This window comes from Peptostreptococcus stomatis DSM 17678 (genome assembly GCF_000147675.1).
Taxonomy (GTDB): domain Bacteria; phylum Bacillota; class Clostridia; order Peptostreptococcales; family Peptostreptococcaceae; genus Peptostreptococcus; species Peptostreptococcus stomatis.
Genome location: NZ_ADGQ01000002.1, coordinates 1 through 16,315 on the forward strand (window position 1 = coordinate 1; position 16,315 = coordinate 16,315).

Annotated in this window: 20 protein-coding genes, 2 tRNA genes and 1 other annotated feature; of the genes, 16 read left to right on the forward strand and 6 right to left on the reverse strand. The window is 38.1% G+C overall.

Going from position 1 to position 16,315, the window contains the following annotated elements:
• The coding region (locus HMPREF0634_RS00235; RefSeq protein ID WP_040565549.1) for a cation:proton antiporter at window positions 1-913 on the forward strand (913 nt) is incomplete at its 5' end.
• A gap of 142 nt (window positions 914-1,055) precedes the next feature.
• On the opposite strand, the gene HMPREF0634_RS00240 is transcribed toward HMPREF0634_RS00235, so the two are convergent.
• The 3 genes from HMPREF0634_RS00240 to HMPREF0634_RS00250 all read right to left on the reverse strand — a co-directional run bounded on the left by HMPREF0634_RS00240 (window position 1,056) and on the right by HMPREF0634_RS00250 (window position 2,263).
• Window positions 1,056-1,129 (reverse strand) — tRNA-Arg (locus HMPREF0634_RS00240).
• Between the two features lie 615 nt (window positions 1,130-1,744).
• Entirely contained in the window at window positions 1,745-2,146 is a 402-nt protein-coding gene (locus tag HMPREF0634_RS00245; protein WP_007787911.1) for a hypothetical protein, read from the reverse strand.
• Window positions 2,147-2,189: 43 nt separating this feature from the next.
• A tRNA-Arg gene (locus HMPREF0634_RS00250) sits at window positions 2,190-2,263 on the reverse strand.
• Between the two features lie 195 nt (window positions 2,264-2,458).
• Here HMPREF0634_RS00250 and pepT point away from each other — a divergent pair.
• From pepT to HMPREF0634_RS00325, 15 genes are all read left to right on the forward strand, one after another.
• A complete protein-coding gene (pepT, locus tag HMPREF0634_RS00255; protein ID WP_007787907.1) occupies window positions 2,459-3,682 on the forward strand; it encodes a peptidase T in 1,224 nt (407 codons plus the stop codon).
• Window positions 3,683-3,846: 164 nt separating this feature from the next.
• Window positions 3,847-4,542 (forward strand): radical SAM protein, encoded by a 696-nt coding sequence (locus HMPREF0634_RS00260; protein ID WP_040565550.1) that lies wholly within the window; start codon window positions 3,847-3,849, stop codon window positions 4,540-4,542.
• 4 nt (window positions 4,543-4,546) lie between these two features.
• A complete protein-coding gene (locus tag HMPREF0634_RS00265) occupies window positions 4,547-5,035 on the forward strand; it encodes a QueT transporter family protein (protein WP_007787901.1) in 489 nt (162 codons plus the stop codon).
• A 253-nt stretch (window positions 5,036-5,288) separates the two neighbouring features.
• Entirely contained in the window at window positions 5,289-5,438 is a 150-nt protein-coding gene (gene rpmG / locus HMPREF0634_RS00270; protein WP_007787992.1) for a 50S ribosomal protein L33, read from the forward strand.
• A 26-nt stretch (window positions 5,439-5,464) separates the two neighbouring features.
• Window positions 5,465-5,671, forward strand: a complete 207-nt coding sequence (secE, locus tag HMPREF0634_RS00275; RefSeq protein WP_007787989.1) for a preprotein translocase subunit SecE — start codon at window positions 5,465-5,467, stop codon at window positions 5,669-5,671.
• A gap of 34 nt (window positions 5,672-5,705) precedes the next feature.
• A complete protein-coding gene (nusG, locus tag HMPREF0634_RS00280) occupies window positions 5,706-6,248 on the forward strand; it encodes a transcription termination/antitermination protein NusG (RefSeq protein ID WP_007787987.1) in 543 nt (180 codons plus the stop codon).
• A gap of 14 nt (window positions 6,249-6,262) precedes the next feature.
• Complete coding sequence (gene rplK, locus HMPREF0634_RS00285) at window positions 6,263-6,688, forward strand: 50S ribosomal protein L11 (RefSeq protein ID WP_007787943.1); 426 nt, start codon at window positions 6,263-6,265, stop codon at window positions 6,686-6,688.
• Between the two features lie 82 nt (window positions 6,689-6,770).
• The gene (gene rplA, locus HMPREF0634_RS00290; RefSeq protein WP_007787998.1) at window positions 6,771-7,469 is read left to right on the forward strand and encodes a 50S ribosomal protein L1; all 699 of its coding nucleotides are present in this window, start codon (window positions 6,771-6,773) and stop codon (window positions 7,467-7,469) included.
• A gap of 48 nt (window positions 7,470-7,517) precedes the next feature.
• Window positions 7,518-7,639: a sequence feature (ribosomal protein L10 leader region), on the forward strand.
• 45 nt (window positions 7,640-7,684) lie between these two features.
• Window positions 7,685-8,206: a 50S ribosomal protein L10 gene (gene rplJ, locus HMPREF0634_RS00295; RefSeq protein ID WP_007787978.1), complete on the forward strand. Its 522-nt coding sequence runs from the start codon at window positions 7,685-7,687 to the stop codon at window positions 8,204-8,206.
• A gap of 115 nt (window positions 8,207-8,321) precedes the next feature.
• Window positions 8,322-8,690, forward strand: a complete 369-nt coding sequence (gene rplL, locus HMPREF0634_RS00300; protein ID WP_007787921.1) for a 50S ribosomal protein L7/L12 — start codon at window positions 8,322-8,324, stop codon at window positions 8,688-8,690.
• A gap of 147 nt (window positions 8,691-8,837) precedes the next feature.
• Window positions 8,838-9,977, forward strand: a complete 1,140-nt coding sequence (locus HMPREF0634_RS00305) for a lactonase family protein (protein ID WP_007788002.1) — start codon at window positions 8,838-8,840, stop codon at window positions 9,975-9,977.
• Window positions 9,978-10,205: 228 nt separating this feature from the next.
• On the forward strand, window positions 10,206-10,946 hold the full coding sequence (locus HMPREF0634_RS00310) for a GDSL-type esterase/lipase family protein (protein WP_040565551.1): 741 nt from the start codon (window positions 10,206-10,208) through the stop codon (window positions 10,944-10,946).
• 15 nt (window positions 10,947-10,961) lie between these two features.
• Window positions 10,962-11,606: a DUF4358 domain-containing protein gene (locus tag HMPREF0634_RS00315; protein ID WP_050786317.1), complete on the forward strand. Its 645-nt coding sequence runs from the start codon at window positions 10,962-10,964 to the stop codon at window positions 11,604-11,606.
• Window positions 11,607-11,620: 14 nt separating this feature from the next.
• Entirely contained in the window at window positions 11,621-13,027 is a 1,407-nt protein-coding gene (locus tag HMPREF0634_RS00320) for an MBOAT family O-acyltransferase (protein ID WP_007787980.1), read from the forward strand.
• 15 nt (window positions 13,028-13,042) lie between these two features.
• Window positions 13,043-14,767 carry a DHHW family protein gene (locus HMPREF0634_RS00325; protein WP_007787947.1) on the forward strand — a complete coding sequence of 575 codons (1,725 nt, stop codon included), beginning with the start codon at window positions 13,043-13,045 and terminating at the stop codon, window positions 14,765-14,767.
• A 169-nt stretch (window positions 14,768-14,936) separates the two neighbouring features.
• On the opposite strand, the gene HMPREF0634_RS00330 is transcribed toward HMPREF0634_RS00325, so the two are convergent.
• From HMPREF0634_RS00330 to HMPREF0634_RS00340, 3 genes are all read right to left on the reverse strand, one after another.
• Window positions 14,937-15,485, reverse strand: a complete 549-nt coding sequence (locus tag HMPREF0634_RS00330) for a DUF2812 domain-containing protein (protein ID WP_007787930.1) — start codon at window positions 15,483-15,485, stop codon at window positions 14,937-14,939.
• Entirely contained in the window at window positions 15,469-15,807 is a 339-nt protein-coding gene (locus HMPREF0634_RS00335) for a PadR family transcriptional regulator (protein WP_007787993.1), read from the reverse strand. The genes HMPREF0634_RS00330 and HMPREF0634_RS00335 overlap by 17 nt, the downstream gene beginning before the upstream one ends.
• Window positions 15,808-16,005: 198 nt before the next feature.
• Window positions 16,006-16,302, reverse strand: a complete 297-nt coding sequence (locus HMPREF0634_RS00340; RefSeq protein ID WP_040565552.1) for a hypothetical protein — start codon at window positions 16,300-16,302, stop codon at window positions 16,006-16,008.
• Between the last annotated feature and the right edge of the window lie 13 nt (window positions 16,303-16,315).

Consider the following 16,315-nt stretch of genomic DNA (forward strand, 5'->3'; position numbering starts at 1 on the left):
AATCCCCCTAGTGGGTGGAGTCTTGTCCTATATTCTCTTCTTAAAATTTAAGATGGGACTTGAGGCAGATCTTCTAAAAGCAGTATTTGTGGGAGTTGTTTTGACTGCTACTTCTGTAAGTATTACAATAGAAGCTTTGAAAGAGTTAGGCTATGCCAATAGCAGGATAGGTAATGCCATCTTGGGAGCAGCTATAGTAGATGACATAATAGGAATTATAATTTTGACATTTGTGACTAGTTTTAAGGATGCAAATGTCAGTCTATCTAATGTGTTGATAAAGATAGTTTTATACTTTATAGCCATCTTTATCTTATCAGTAGTAACAACTTTTCTGGCCAGGTTTTTGGATTTCAAGACGGACCAGAGAAGGGTATCTATACATGTATTTGCCCTGGTAATGTTGGTTGCATACATATCAGAAAAGTATGTTGGTATAGCAGATATTACAGGTGCCTATTTGGTAGGTATGATTTTTAGTAGGTTTAGTGTTAGAAATGAGATTGTTAGAAAGATGAACGTTCTCTCCTATCTATTCTTTGCCCCCCTATTCTTTGCAAGTATTGGGCTAAAGACACATTTGGGAAAGTTTAATAGCAATGTTTTATGGTTTTCTATTATTCTTGTAATTGTGGCTATCATTACCAAGATAGTTGGTGCTGGTTTTGGTGCCTTAATCTGTAAGTATGACAAGTATGAGGCTTTAAATATTGGTATTGGTATGGTATCAAGAGGAGAGGTAGCCTTAATAGTTGCAGAAAAAGGGCATCGGTTGGGCCTTATTCAGGAATCCATGTTCTCTCCGGTAATACTAATGGTGGTAGTAACTACTATATTTGCCCCGGTACTATTGAAGCATACTTTGAAATACCTAGGCAAGGGTAAGGTAGAGACAGGTGACTTGCCTGTATAAGAATTCTTCTGTTGGATAGACAAGCTTGTAGAGAAAAAAATAATTTTTATAAGGGGGACAGGATCCCTCTTTTTTATGAAATTTATTAGGAAGATTCTTTAGGGCATAAAAAAATCATAGGTAATTTACCTATGATTTTAAGCGTCCTCGAGAGGATTCGAACCTCCGACCCCTCGCTTAGGAGGCGAGTGCTCTATCCAGCTGAGCTACGGGGACATATTATCAACTGTTACTATAACATATTAACATAAAATTGTATAAATTACCACCGTAAATTTAAAATATGGGTATCAAATTTTGATATAAAGTTTGATGAAGACGTATTTAACTGAATATAATAAGCCATAGTTTGAGATATTTTTAGCAAAGGTATAGGAAATTGACCTTGTACTTAAATTCTTTACTAGATTAAAAAGCCTATATTTGACAATAAATAATCAGGTTAGAAAATAAGAATACAGAGCCAGAAGCTCTGTATTCTTACGAAAAATATCAGGTTTAAATAATACTCTTATGTTCTAAATAAGTTGGTTTGAGTGTACAAGTATGTTTGTTATTTATCTGTCCTTGTACTTATATTATAGCACTTATAAATAAAAGGTCAATAGCTTTTAATGTTTTTTTTATAATATAATTTTTACTGTATTCTTCATATTTTACTTAATTAACCAGAATAAGATGTTTGTTTTCAAAAATGTGATTTTATTAACTTTAATATTACGGAATTTTTTGAAAATAAACAAATATTCTTAAAATTTCTTTTTTTATTGATTGGTAAAGATGGATGTATATAAAGTTGACGACTAAACTTGAATATAAAAAGCAGGTAGCCTAGTCTACCTGCTTCATCATACGTTTAAGTATATCCAATTCTAACTTTTTCATCTTTATATCTATGTTGGCTATTACCACTACTAGATAAATCCTATCTTCCATCTCGTCCCACTTGTAGGCAGAAGAAGTCTGGATAGTGTATTTTGGGAAAAAGGCCAGGAAGTCTTTTGTAAGAGACTGGGCCTTGGAAAATATATCATCCACTAGCCTGCTCTTATCCCAGTCAAATTTTATACCGGGTTCAAGGTCTTGTGTAGGTATAGATAGCTTAAAGGCCATAACATCTTCCCTCTTGGTAGCCTTGGTGAGGTCTGTTTCCACCCTGAATAAGGTTTTTTCCTGGATTTTATTTTTTATATCATCGCTGCTGATTAGATCTTCCCTAAAAAGTACGTACATAGTCCGCTCCTATAAAATAAAAATGTTAAAAATTAATAAAAAGCACGCCTAGTAGGATTCGAACCCACAACTCACAGATCCGAAGTCTGCAGCTCTATCCAGTTGAGCTATAGGCGCACATTAGACAAGAATATTATATCATAGGACCCCGGTCTAGACAACTTGACTTTTGATTAGCAGTATGCTATAAAGAACTTAATAAAAATTTAAATTTTAATGAGGATATGACTCTTCTATCAGGTCATAGGAATTAAATAGAATGATTAATTTTGAAGGGGTGTCTGTGGCACCTCTTTTTTTAAGGAGAATCAAATGAGAAAAAAAGTGTTAGGAAGATTTTTGAAGTATATATCAATAGACACCCAGTCAGATCCAGAGTCTAAAACCAGTCCATCTACAAGCAAGCAATTTGACCTTGCTAGAATATTAGTTGCAGAGTTGGAAGAAATGGGGCTAGAGGATATTAGCCTGGATGAAAGATGCTATGTCATGGCCAAGTTGCCGGCTAATGAGGATGACCTTGTAGCAATAGGTTTTATCGCTCATATGGATACTAGCCCAGACATGTCAGGTAAGGATGTCAAGCCTAGGTTTATAGAAAACTATGATGGTGGGGATATAATCTTGAATGAAGAAAAGGGAATAGTTACGAGCCTAAAAGATTATCCGGAGATAGGGGACTTCAAGGGACAGACTATAATAGTAACAGATGGAAATACCCTCCTAGGGGCAGATGATAAGGCTGGAATAGCTGAGATTATGACGGGCCTGGAATACCTGGTTGAAAATCCCCATATAAGGCATGGGGATATAATGGTGGCCTTTACCCCAGATGAGGAGATAGGCTGTGGGGCCGATTATTTTGATGTAGAAAAGTTTGGTGCCAAGTATGCCTACACCTTTGACGGGGGCCAGCTTGGAGAGCTAGAGTATGAAAACTTCAATGCTGCATCTGCCGTGGTAAAAATACAGGGAAGGAATGTCCATCCAGGTTCAGCCAAGGGTAAGATGGTCAATTCCATCTATATAGCAGGCCAGGTTATGGAGGCCTTTCCAGAAAACAAAAGGCCGGAGACGACAGAGGGTTATGAGGGCTTCTTCCATCTGAATGATATCAAGGGGTCTACAGAGGAGACAGTCCTTAACTATATAATAAGGGACCACGATAGGGATAAGTTTGAAGAAATGAAAGACTTTTTTGAAACAAGAATTTCCAACCTATCTAAGGAGCATGGTGGTAGGATTAGCCTTACAATCGAAGACTCCTACTACAATATGAGAGAGGTAATTGAAGACCACATGGAAGTGGTAGATATAGCGGTCAAGGCAATGGAAAACCTGGATATAGAGCCAAGAATAATCCCTATAAGGGGAGGGACTGATGGTTCTAGACTATCCTTTATGGGCCTACCTTGTCCAAACCTCTTTGCCGGGGGGATCAATTTCCACGGCAGGAATGAAATGATAAGTGTGGAGGCCCTGGAGGCTGGCGCTAATTTGTTGGTAGAGATTGCCAAGGAGTGGGCCGCTAAATAGCTTGTAATAATGTTTGACACGGACTTAAAAAGTGGGTATAATAGGGGCTAGAGTTTTCTTGTCACCTGCTTAAAAAACAAGATATAGAGTTTTCTTGTCACCTACTTAAAAAACAAGATATAGAGTTTTCTTGTCACCTACTTAAAAAACAAGGATGTGGTTAAATGAATCGTTATAGTGTAATTGACGATAAAAATCCAAGAGAGATAGTTTTACTGCGTTCTCATCCGTGTAGATGGGGGCGCTGTTTTTTTTGCGATTATATCGCCGATAACTCAATTGATGAAGAAGAAATGATTAGTGTGAATAAGAAGGTCCTAGAAGATGTCAAGGGCTCGTATGGCAGACTGGAGGTAATTAATTCAGCCTCAGTCTTTGAATTGCCTAAAGAGACCCTAAAAGACATCAAAGAGGTATGTAAGGCCAAGGGTATCAGGGAGATATTCTTTGAAGCCTACTACAACTACAGGACTAGGTTAGATGAAATTAGGGACTTTTTTGATGGGATAGAGGTATCCTTCAAGTGTGGAATTGAAAGTTTTGATGATGATTTCAGAAATGGCTACTTGAACAAGAATATATACTTCAAGGATGCTAAAGAGGTGGCTTCATATTTTGACAATATATGTCTCCTAGTGGGTATAGAGGGACAGACGAGAGAGATGATAGACAGGGACATGAAACTTCTACAGGAGAATTTTAAGAGGGGCTGTATCAATATATATGTGGAGAATACTACTCCGGTAAAGACGGACCAGTCTATAATTGACTACTTTAGGGACCAGTATTCCTATATGGAAGATATGGAAAATATTGAAATTCTCTGGGACAATACTGATTTTGGTGTAGGAGGAGAATAGGAATATGAATACAAAAACTTTAGTAAAGAGGAAGGTACTGGTAAGACAGGCCATGATAGCTGCTATTTATGCGGTGCTTACATGGATGATTCCATCCCTATCTTATGGACCAATCCAGTTTAGGATATCAGAGGTAATGACCCTATTGGCATTTTTCAATCCTGAATATATAGTGGGATTGACAGTGGGATGTGCAATTTCAAATCTACTGTCATCACTGGGTATGATAGATGTGGTAGTTGGGACCCTGGCCTCTTTCTTGGCCTTGACTGCTATGTCCAAGATAAAAAATATATGGATAGCATCCTTGATGCCAGCAGTCTTTAGTATCTTGATAGGCTTGGAGATAGTCTTTGTTTCTCCGGAGCCAGTATCATTTATATTGGTGACTGCCCAGATAATGTTGTCTGAATTCATAATAGTAACAGTCTTGGGTGTACCCCTATTTAAGAACCTGATGAAGAACTCTACTTTTAAGAATTTAATTTATTAGTTCTTCGAATCTCAAAGTTTATTCACTATATAGCCACCTAGGAAAAATCAATCTGGGTGGCTATAAAAATAAGTGGGTGAAAAAACATTGAAATCATTGACAAAAGAAAGATAGTATGGTATTTTATTTTAGACGGCCGAATAGAGTCGTCAATTTGAGGTGTAAAAAATACAATTTTTGGAAGGTAATAGTTACTTGATTTTTTCAGGAAGCTATATCATCATATATAAAATCAAATTTGGAGGTGTAACAGATGAGAGTTAAAGTAACTTTAGCGTGTACAGAATGTAGTCAGAGAAACTACAACACAACTAAGAATAAGAAGAACAATCCTGACAGAATTGAACTACAGAAGTATTGTAAGTTCTGTAAGAAGCACACTACTCATAAGGAAACTAAGTAATATAGCTAAGTAAAGGATGTGAGTTAATGGCAAAGGAAAATGTACAAGTATCAGAAAAAAAAGTAGGGTTTATAAAGGGTACAGGTCAGGAACTTAGGAAAGTAACTTGGCCCACAGTTGGAGAACTTGCAGGTAAGACTGGTGTAGTACTTGGAGTTGTTATTGTGTCTACCCTATTTGTATGGCTAGTAGATTTAGGATTATCAAAGGCACTTAGTCTATTGATTAAGTAGTCGGTTGATCTTAAGCGTTGAAAGGAATATTTTGATGTCAGAAGAAAGAGATATGCAATGGTATGTTGTTCATACTTATTCCGGTCATGAAAACAAAGTAAAAACTACAATTGAAAACACTGTAAAGAACAGGGGAATGGAAAATATTATCGAACAGGTAATAGTTCCTACAGAAGATGTAGTAACAACTACAAAGACTGGCAAGGAAAAGATGGTTCAGAGAAAGGTATTTCCAAGTTACGTTATTGTAAAGATGGAGATGACTGATGAATCTTGGTATGTTGTCAGAAACACTAAGGGGGTAACTGGGTTTGTAGGACCTGGATCAAAACCAGTTCCACTAACAGTTGATGAGGTAAGGGCTATGGGAATAGAACTTCCGGCATCAAAGATTGTCAGCGGTGAAATAGATTTAAACCCTGGCGATACAGTAAGAGTAATTAGTGGTGCTTTTGTCGACAATGTCGGAGAAGTAGAAGATGTAAACATTGAGAAAAAAGAAGTAAAAGTCTATGTAAATGCATTTGGTAGGAAGGCTTTAGTAACACTAGGGCTTGAAAATATAGAAAAAATATAAGGAGGTGCAACACAATGGCTAAGAAAATAATAGGTCAGATTAAGCTACAGATACCTGCAGGAAAGGCCACTCCAGCTCCACCAGTTGGTCCAGCACTAGGACAGCACGGTGTGAATATAATGGCTTTCACAAAGGAATTTAATGCTAAGACAGCAGATCAGGCAGGCATGATTATACCAGTTGTAATCAGTGTATACCAGGATAGGTCTTTTAGTTTCATAACTAAGACTCCACCAGCTGCTATACTAATCAAGAAGGCTATCAACCTACAGTCAGGTTCTGGGGAACCAAACAAGAAGAAGGTTGGTAAGATAACATCAGCTCAGGTTAGGGAAATAGCTGAGTTAAAGATGAAGGACTTAAATGCTGCTACAGTTGAATCAGCTATGAAGATGATCGCTGGTACTGCTAGAAGTATGGGTGTAGAAGTAGTTGACTAATAAATAGTTGACAACACTGTAAAGACGGTGTCTTTATTAGTGGGAGGTTAAAAACCGTATTACCACAAGGAGGATTATTAAAATGGCAAGAAAAGGTAAGAGATACGCTGAGGCGTTTGCAAAAGTAGACAGAAGTGTTTACTATGATGCTTCACAGGCTCTAGGACTAGTAGTTGAAACTGCAAGTGCTAAGTTTGATGAAACAGTAGAAGCCCACATCAAGTTGGGTGTTGACTCTAGACATGCTGACCAGCAGGTTAGAGGTGCTATCGTGTTACCACACGGTACAGGTAAGACAAAGAGAGTATTGGTTTTCGCTAAGGGTGAAAAGGCTAAGGAAGCAGAAGCTGCAGGAGCTGATTTTGTAGGTGCTGAAGAACTAGTTCAGAAGATCCAGGGAGAAAACTGGTTTGACTTTGATATAGTTGTTGCTACTCCAGATATGATGGGTGTAGTAGGTAGACTAGGTAGAGTACTTGGTCCTAAGGGATTAATGCCAAATCCTAAGTCTGGTACAGTTACATTTGATGTAGCTAAGGCTATTGATGAAATCAAGGCTGGTAAGGTTGAATATAGACTAGATAAGACTAACATCATCCACGTTCCAGTTGGTAAGGCATCTTTCGGCCAGGAAAAATTATTCGATAACTTCAAGGTTCTAATAGAGGCTATAATCAAGGCTAAGCCATCTGCTGCTAAGGGTCAGTACCTTAGAAGCGTAACAGTTGCTTCTTCAATGGGACCTGGTGTAAAAGTAAACCCAGTTAGAGTTACTGAATAATAAAAATACTGTTGACACAGGTTGACATATATGATATATTGTCAATGTTAAAGAAGAATAGATTTGCCGTAGACAGTGGGTGCCTAAGCTTAATTTCCCACCGAGGTTGCGATATACGTGATACTTGCGCCCTTGTTGTCTGCTGATAACAAGGGCTTTAATATTTATACGGTGAGTGCTAAACTTTATTTTTGTGAAGGAGGTGCACTAAGAATATGAGTAAGGCTATAGAATTAAAATCAGCTGTAGTTGCTGAAATAGCAGAAAAGTTTGAAAAGGCTGCTTCTGTTATCGTTGTAGATTACAAGGGATTAACAGTTGAACAGGTTACAGATTTGAGAAGTCAGATGAGAGAAGCTGGTGTTGATTACAAGGTATACAAGAATACTTTGGTAAGAAGAGCTGCTAGCCAGATCGAAGGAGATGTATATGCTAACTTCAACGATGAGCTACTAGTAGGTCCAAACGCAATAGCATTCGGTTATGAAGATGCAGTTGCTCCAGCTAGAGTACTTAAGGCTTTCATGGATAAGAATCCTGACAAGATCACTCTAAAGATGGGTGTAGTCGAAGGTGAATTCTACGATGAAGCAAAGATCGTTTCTCTTGCGTCTATACCATCAAGAGAAGAACTTATCGCAAAACTTCTTGGCAGCTTGAAGGCTCCAATGTCAAACTTTGTTTACCTATTGGATGCTCTTGCAAAGAAGCAGGACGAAGAAGTTACAGAAGCTTAATAAATCTACCTATAAGGCGGGTTGAGGCTGCCGGTTTGGTAGTATAAATCAGCGAGAAATCGCATAAGACAAATTTTAATTTAGAAAAACAAATAATACACGGAGGTGCAATATAATGACAATAGAACAGATTTTAGAAGCTATAGAAAACATGAAAGTGTTAGAATTAAATGAATTAGTTAAGGCTGCAGAAGAAAAATTCGGTGTATCTGCTTCAGCTCCAGTTATGGTTGCTGGTGCTGCAGGTGGTGCGGCTGCAGGTGGAGAAGAAAAGAGCGAATTCGATGTTATCCTAGCATCAGCTGGTTCTTCAAAGGTTGGAGTAATCAAGGAAGTTAGAGCTATAACAGGTCTTGGTCTTAAGGAAGCTAAGGAAGTTGTTGACAACGCTCCAAAGTCTGTTAAGGAAGGCGTATCTAAGGAAGAAGCTGAGCAGATCAAGGAAAAATTGGAAGCTGCTGGTGCAACAGTAGAAGTTAAATAATTAAAGATTTAATTTGCTTATTAAAAGGGTTGTCTGTATCGTTAGGATCGGGCGGCTCTTTTTTAATATAAGCCTAAGGCACTAACCTAGTATTTTCTAGTCAAAACCCGGAAGAAGGGGGTTTTTGGACTTATAGTGAGGTAAATTATGAAAGAATATAGATTTATATTGGGTGGTTATACCAGGAGGTCTAACAAGGGTATACATATCCTTAATATAGGTATTGACGGATTAGGCCATGAAAAGGCAGATAATAAAGGATGTATGAATTCAAGCTTAGCTGGTAAGGAAAAGCTTGCTTGTGATAAGCTTCTTGGACCTAGGGCTAAGGACCAGAGTAGGCTCCTCTTGGAGATAGAAGACCCTTCCTATATGGCTCTTGAGGCCAATAAACTTTTTGTCCTTAGCTCTAGGGATGAAGGTGGAGTCCTAGCCTACGATTTTGATAAGGAGAGGGGACAACTTGATTTTATAAGTGAGGTGGGCAAGTTGGGCAAGGCTCCCTGCCACCTGTATTTTGACCAGAAAAAATCTCTTTTATATGCCAGCAACTACCACCTGGGAAGGTTGGATATCCTATCCTTGGACAAGGTTGGATTGAGCCTGGCCAAGTCCATAGGGCTTGAGGGATCTGGTCCTGTTAGTCCCAACCAGGATGGGCCTAGGTGCCATATGGCTATCAAGGACCCCAATGATAAATATACCTTAGTTGTAAATTTAGGGGGAGATAGGATTGATACCTATTGTATTGATGATAATAGGGCAGTTCTGGTTGCAAGCTACCAGACAAGGCCTGGTATGGGGCCTAGGCATATGGTCTTTGGTCCGGACTCGAAGTATGCATACCTGATGGGGGAATTAGACTCCACAGTTGAGGTTCTAGCCTATGATGATGTCAAGGGTATATTAAGACATGTAAATAGGGTTTCAAGCCTTCCTGTGGGCTCTGAGAGCTTCACAGGCAATAGTGGGGCAGCTATCAAGGTAAGCAAGATAAAAAATAAGGCGGGTAAGTATAACCTATATGTATCCAATAGGGGGCATGATAGCCTTAGTGTATACGAATTAGGTGACGAGGGTGGCATAAGATTTTTACAAAATATAGGGAGTGGTGGAAAAAATCCTAGAGACTTTGCCCTTAGCCCGGATGAAAAATTTATCCTAGTAGGTCACCAGGATTCAAATGATATAGTCCTATTTGAAAGATTGGGAGATGGGAGCCTAGTAAAGAGCAAGAGACTTGACTCTAGACTAGATGAAATTGTGTGTATCATCCCTCTTGATTAGTTTATTGATTGCCTGAATTTAGGTATTTTTGGAAAAAAGGATCTAAATGGGGGATAAATCTGTGTATATGTGGATAAATTAGTCAATTTTTCCACAAATTCTACTTTTTTTATCATTCAGTTATGGTATAATTAAGTATTAGAATATAAGTGTGTTTTGCAATATGCAGTTCAGGAACTTTTAAGGTAATTAATAAGGAATTTATAAAATAGAAATGGGAAGATGTATATGAGAAAAAGTAAGCTTTTAGCACTTAGTGCTGCGATGATTATGACTAGTGCCACGGCATATGGGGCATATGCTGCAGATTCTGCTAGGTCAGGCAAAGCCAGTATAGAGTGGACATTGTCATTTATAAAGAAGCAAGAAAATCAGCGTATTGACGATGTGGAAGAAGAAATCAATAAGGTAAATAAGGATACTTCTATTACTAAGTTTAATATGACCAAGGCCAAATCAAGGTTTGATGATGTGGTCTTTCTTGGGGACTCAATAACAGAATATTTGAAACAGGCTAATATACTAGGACCTACTAGCGTTCTAGCTAGTAAGGGTGAACATGTAAACCAGGCCAGTAAGCACTTAAATGAGATTAAAAACTTAAAACCAAAGCAGATAGTAATCCTTTATGGGGCAAATGACCTAAATACCCAGACACCTGAGGCCTTCAAGGAGAATTACATTAGTTTGGTTAAGAAGATTAAAAAGCTTGACCCGGGAGTGAAGGTATATCTACAGGCCCCTTTACCTGTAAATGAGACTATTACAAGGGCCAAGGATGACAGAATCAACAATGAAAATGTAAAGATTCTGATACAGAAAACCAAGGCTGTTGCATCTGCTACAGGTGCCAACTACCTACCTTCAGATGGCTTGATAACATCAAAAAATCTGTATGAACCGGATGGTATCCATCTAAAGTATGATTTTTACAAGAATTGGCTATACTTCTTGAGTGAAAATATATAAGGGGGGGTGTACTGATTGGATAATAATGATAAAAATAAGAAAAATCCAGCCAAGGAGCCAAATCCGAGCCAGGGCGTAAATTACGAACAGACTGCCAGGCTTAGGATAATAAAGAGCGAGGACATAGAGGCGGATTTGAAGGGGAAGACTATTAAGAATAAGCTAAACAGGATTAAACCTATGAAGACTAGTTCTATCTACAAGAAAAAGTATATGGCCCTAATCTTGGTGGTGATTTTGGTCTTTGTATTGGCCTACCAGTTTGTAAAGGTTAGAAATCTTGATTTTGCAACGCTTGGATCCAATATTGAAAAAAGAATAAGCATGGATAACTTTGTCAAGGGCAATGACCTTAGCCTGAGGAAGTTATATGGTATAAACAAGATAGAGGTGGAAAAGTATATTTCATATGTGCCTAAGAGCAATATGTTGGCCAATGAAATCCTTATAGTAAAGGCCAAGCCAGAGTATGCAGATACCATTTTTTTAAGAATACAAAAGAGGGTGGATGACCAGTCAAAGAGCTTCAAAAACTATGCGCCAGACCAGTATAAGATAATGAGTTCTAGTCTTTTGAAGAAGAAGGGCGACTACATCTATTTTATATCTTATGAGAACGTAGACTTGATAAATAAAATAATCAAGGCAAATTATGAGTAAGGGAGGGAAGATAATTGAGTTTTACTAGTTTAACATTTTTATTTTATTTCTTCCCGATAGCAATTATATTATATTCCATAGTACCAAAGAGGTTTAAAAATGGCCTATTGTTGCTACTGAGTTTATTCTTTTACAGTTGGGGAGACCCTAGGTACCTATTGTTGATTATGGTATCTGTAGTAGTTACTTGGTTTGGAATCAGGTTTATCCACTCCAGGCGAAAAAAGAGGGAAGAGGCCAAATTTTATTTTGTGTGTCTATTGGTATTTAATTTAGCAATATTGGCATTTTTTAAATATTATGGATTCCTGATAGACAACATAAATACGATATTCAGGACTAATCTACAGATAGTAGAGATAGGCCTTCCTTTTGGTATATCCTTCTATACATTTAAGATAATTTCATATATGGCTGATGTCTATACAGGCAAGACTCCTCCTCAGAAGAGTTTTACAGACTTCGCCTTATATGTATGCATATTCCCTCAAATAGGGGCTGGTCCTATAGTCCAGTATTCGTATATGGCCAAGGAACTATTGGTGAGAAGACCATCTCCAGACCTATTTGGTAGGGGGGTAGAAAAATTTATACTGGGACTAGGTAAAAAGGTCCTAATAGCCAATAACCTAGCTTTGGTATGGGCCAGCGTAAAGGCTAGTCCGGACTTAAAGATGTCTGCTATAACAGCCTGGTTGGGTATTATAGCCTTTACCCTACAGATATACTTCGACTTTAGTGGTTATTCAGATATGGCTATAGGTCTAGGTAATATGTTTGGCTTTAAGTGGGCAGAAAACTTTAACTATCCATATATTTCCAAGAGCGCAACAGAATTTTGGAGAAGGTGGCATATATCACTTGGAAACTGGTTCAAGACTTATATATACTTCCCTCTGGGTGGTAGTAAGTGTTCGGCTAAAAAGCACCTAAGGAATATATTTGTAGTATGGATGGTTACAGGTTTATGGCATGGTGCCAGCTGGAACTTTGTGGTATGGGGTCTATATTTTGGCCTTATTATATACCTAGAAAAAGTCAAATTAGCTAAGATATTGCAGAAGTTAAGTCCAAAAATCCAGCTTTTCTACTGCTTGTTAATAGTAGTTTTAGGTTGGGTAATGTTTGACCTGCAGGGAATATCCCAGATAGCTAGCTTCTATAGTAGGCTACTGGTATTCGGATCTAGTGGATTTATAGATGGAAATGCCCTATACATACTAAAAACTTCATGGAAGTTATTTGTATTGGCTATTATAGGTGCTAGTCCTTTTGTTTTAGGCTTGATAAACAATGTAAAGAGTAGGTTTGGCAGGGGTGGATATGCCTTCTTGTCAGTATGCTATCTATTGATAGTACTTCTATCAGTAGCATCCTTGGTAGGAGATAGCTATAGCCCATTCTTATACTTTAAATTTTAGGTGGAGGTGAAATAAATGAATAAAAAAATACGTTATGAAGAACCGAAGATGCCTGAAAGCCTAAGAAAACTAATGGAAATAGAGAATGATCCACCTAGGAAAAAGAAGAAAAAGAGACCTGAAGAAGGTCCTAGAAGTACAAAAACTGCAAAAAAGAGGCCTAGTCAAAAGAGCTCTGCCAATAAAACCAAGAAGACTAGACCTAGTCAGGAAAGACAGGAAAGGACTAAAAAGTCAAGTAGTCAGCCGATAAAACAGCCTACAAGAAAGGTTGCTAAACCAGCTACAAAGCAGGTATCAAAGCAGGCTACAAAGACTAGACCTAGGCCAAATCAGAAGGCCCAGCCAACTAGAAATGCTAGGCCAAGACCAGATCAAGAAGGCCAGAGAAGGCCAGAGAAGGCTAGACCAAGCCAGACTAGACCAAATCAGAAGGCAATCCAGTCTAAAAAGAGGCCAAATAAGGCGGTCAGACCAGCAAAAAGAAGGTCTAGAAACTTTAAGGCCATTCCTTCGACTATCATATATGGACTTACCCTGCTTATAAACTTCTTGGTATCAGGGGGTGACAAGGGCAAGTATATAAAGGGTGACAGAAGAGAAAAGTTGGATAAGACCTTTTATAGGATTCTACCAGTAGCCTTCGTAGGATTGACTATTTTGATAATGTTGGCGGTCCTAGTTCACAGGGACCAGGCCACATCCATAGCAGAAAACAGGGAGTTAGAGCAAAGGCCTAAGTTTACTATTTCATCATTTATAACTGGTAAGTACTCTGATAAACAGGCCGTACATATGTCAGACCAATTCCCAAATAGGGCAGGTTTTATAAAGACCAAGGCCAACCTAGACAGGTTGATGGGCAAGAAGGAGATAAATGGTGTATATCTGGGCTCAGACGGATACCTGATGGAAGGTTTCAAGGCTGAAAATCCAAATATCACCAAGCTAAAGGTTGATGCAATCAATAAGTTTGCTAACTCAAATAAGAAACTAAAGGTATCTATGATGCTTGTACCTAACAAGGTTGATGTTTATAGTCACCTAATGCCTAAAAACGCTCCTGTGGACTCTCAGACGGATTATTTGAAGGCTGTAACATCCATGTTGAGCAACAAGGTGAGGATGGTAGATGTAGAACAGACATTTAATAAGCTTAAGAATAGTGAGCAGTTATACTATAAGACTGACCATCATTGGACTACAGATGGTGCCTTCTATGCATATACAGATTTTTGCAAGGCACTTAATATAGAGCCAACTAGTCAGAACAACTTTAACAGGTCACAAGCCTCTGATTCATTTAGGGGTAGCCTATACTACAAGACAGGGGCAGAAATTGGTAAGCCAGAGGATATATACCTATACCTAACACAGGACAATGCACCTGTAATTACAAAGTATTACGATACTAAGAAGAAGGTGCCAAGTCTTTATGACTCATCAAAGTTATCGGCCAGGGACCAGTATGAGGTCTTTACAGGAGGTAACCACTCTCAGATTAAGATCAGGACGAGTGTAGAGACAGAGAGGAAGATTTTAGTTATAAAGGACTCATACGCCAATGCTATGATACCTTTCCTAGCTACTAGCTTCTCAGAGATAAGCGTAGTTGATATGAGGTACTTTACTGGAAGTCTTAGTGATGTCATTAACAATAATGATGTGACAGATGTCCTATTCTTGTACAATGTTAATACCTTCAATGCGGACTCATCTATATTGAGTATAAATGAGTAATGAGACTAATATCTTATCTGCCTTATTTAAACAAATAAAAAATCGCCCTTAAGCGACTTTGATAAAGAGGGGGGCTTGTATTCTAGATATATTGATAAGAATACAAGCCCTCCTTCTATGGTTTATTTTATACTTCTATGGTCTAATTTTTATAATTTGCTTTTACAAGTTACTCCCAAAGATTTTTTTCATCCTTAGGGATGGAGTAGTTTCTGTGCTTTCGTATAGCCATGACTAAGAAGATAAGTCCAGAAACAATAAGACCTAGGTCGACAATGATTGTAAACACAAATGGAAGGCCCCTATCTTTTACAGTATTCAAAGTACTATACAATAGAAAAATTCCCAAAATCAACTGACTTATGCCGATGCTGAAAAAATGAGCGTATCGCTTGCTTATTTGATTTCTAATTTCCTTGCTGTCGGTATAGAGGTCCAAAGGGCCATCGGCAGTATTCTTTCTAAGATAGACCCTGCCAGCATAGTCTGAAACAACTGATATGCCACTTTCTTCCAAAAATGCAAGATAGTTCTTCCTCTTATAACCAGTATAATTTGGAATATCGATCTTGTACTGGTATTTGGTTGGTGAAACATCTTCAAATTCGTATTCGCCATTGTGGTAACCAATTAACATAAGGCCATTTTCACCCTCTTGGTTCAACCATTCTTCTTCTTTTTGGATGTCCAAAAAAGACTTTTTAACGATAGTTTTCATTTGCTGCCTCCTTTACTTTCTTTGCATTTTGTAACATTTCTTCTAAGCGAACCAAGTCCCTTTCAAAGAATTCCTTTCCTGTATCCGTGATTATGTACTCTTTTTTTCTATCTTGTGGATATTCATCCAAGGCTTTGATCCAGCCCCTTTTTTGAAGGGTGTCCAAGGCTCCGTAGAGGGATCCTGCTCCTAAATTAAGGCGGTCATCTGTCATCTGGGCTATATCCTTCATAAGGGCGTAACCGTGTGCGGGACTGTGAAGTCGTAATAGGATGTAAAAGATAGATTCGGTAAGAGCACCACTGTTTGCTGTTCTTCCCATGTTTTCCCCTTTCTATTACACTATATGATATATCTTTATCTGTAATATATCACAATCCGTAATATATGTCAAGGGCCAAAAGCATAAAATTGGACTATAAAAAAGGAGAATCAGGATTTTTCCTGTCTCTCCTGGGTAAATATTCAATTTTAATAAGGGATTTGTAAGCCATACATATAAACTTGTCAATATGAGACTCTAATCGGGCATATTAGAGAAAATATCCGCTATGCTATCCTTTACCTTGTCACGCTCATTCAAAGGCCTCCTAGGGGCATTCTGTGAGCTCATAAAGGGGGCATTCTGTTGAAAGCCACCACCACTTATAATTCCCCTTAGGAAAGTGACCTCATTTTTTATATATTTAAACTCTATTAACATCCTTTCAAGGGCCTGGCTCTTGGTGGAGATGTTGTTGTCATCCATATAATCCTGTATCAAGTCGTCGAGGTCCGGACTAATGTATGACGTTAATCTGATTCTATTATTTTTCAAGTCCTATCCACCA

What these genes read in the sequence shown, in the direction of transcription:
- HMPREF0634_RS00245 (WP_007787911.1), bottom strand. Translation starts at nt 2,146, where the DNA reads ATGTACGTACTTTTTAGGGAAGATCTAATCAGCAGCGATGATATAAAA.
- pepT (WP_007787907.1), top strand. Translation starts at nt 2,459, where the DNA reads ATGAGAAAAAAAGTGTTAGGAAGATTTTTGAAGTATATATCAATAGAC.
- HMPREF0634_RS00260 (WP_040565550.1), top strand. Translation starts at nt 3,847, where the DNA reads ATGAATCGTTATAGTGTAATTGACGATAAAAATCCAAGAGAGATAGTT.
- HMPREF0634_RS00265 (WP_007787901.1), top strand. Translation starts at nt 4,547, where the DNA reads ATGAATACAAAAACTTTAGTAAAGAGGAAGGTACTGGTAAGACAGGCC.
- rpmG (WP_007787992.1), top strand. Translation starts at nt 5,289, where the DNA reads ATGAGAGTTAAAGTAACTTTAGCGTGTACAGAATGTAGTCAGAGAAAC.
- secE (WP_007787989.1), top strand. Translation starts at nt 5,465, where the DNA reads ATGGCAAAGGAAAATGTACAAGTATCAGAAAAAAAAGTAGGGTTTATA.
- nusG (WP_007787987.1), top strand. Translation starts at nt 5,706, where the DNA reads ATGTCAGAAGAAAGAGATATGCAATGGTATGTTGTTCATACTTATTCC.
- rplK (WP_007787943.1), top strand. Translation starts at nt 6,263, where the DNA reads ATGGCTAAGAAAATAATAGGTCAGATTAAGCTACAGATACCTGCAGGA.
- rplA (WP_007787998.1), top strand. Translation starts at nt 6,771, where the DNA reads ATGGCAAGAAAAGGTAAGAGATACGCTGAGGCGTTTGCAAAAGTAGAC.
- rplJ (WP_007787978.1), top strand. Translation starts at nt 7,685, where the DNA reads ATGAGTAAGGCTATAGAATTAAAATCAGCTGTAGTTGCTGAAATAGCA.
- rplL (WP_007787921.1), top strand. Translation starts at nt 8,322, where the DNA reads ATGACAATAGAACAGATTTTAGAAGCTATAGAAAACATGAAAGTGTTA.
- HMPREF0634_RS00305 (WP_007788002.1), top strand. Translation starts at nt 8,838, where the DNA reads ATGAAAGAATATAGATTTATATTGGGTGGTTATACCAGGAGGTCTAAC.
- HMPREF0634_RS00310 (WP_040565551.1), top strand. Translation starts at nt 10,206, where the DNA reads ATGAGAAAAAGTAAGCTTTTAGCACTTAGTGCTGCGATGATTATGACT.
- HMPREF0634_RS00325 (WP_007787947.1), top strand. Translation starts at nt 13,043, where the DNA reads ATGAATAAAAAAATACGTTATGAAGAACCGAAGATGCCTGAAAGCCTA.
- HMPREF0634_RS00330 (WP_007787930.1), bottom strand. Translation starts at nt 15,485, where the DNA reads ATGAAAACTATCGTTAAAAAGTCTTTTTTGGACATCCAAAAAGAAGAA.
- HMPREF0634_RS00335 (WP_007787993.1), bottom strand. Translation starts at nt 15,807, where the DNA reads ATGGGAAGAACAGCAAACAGTGGTGCTCTTACCGAATCTATCTTTTAC.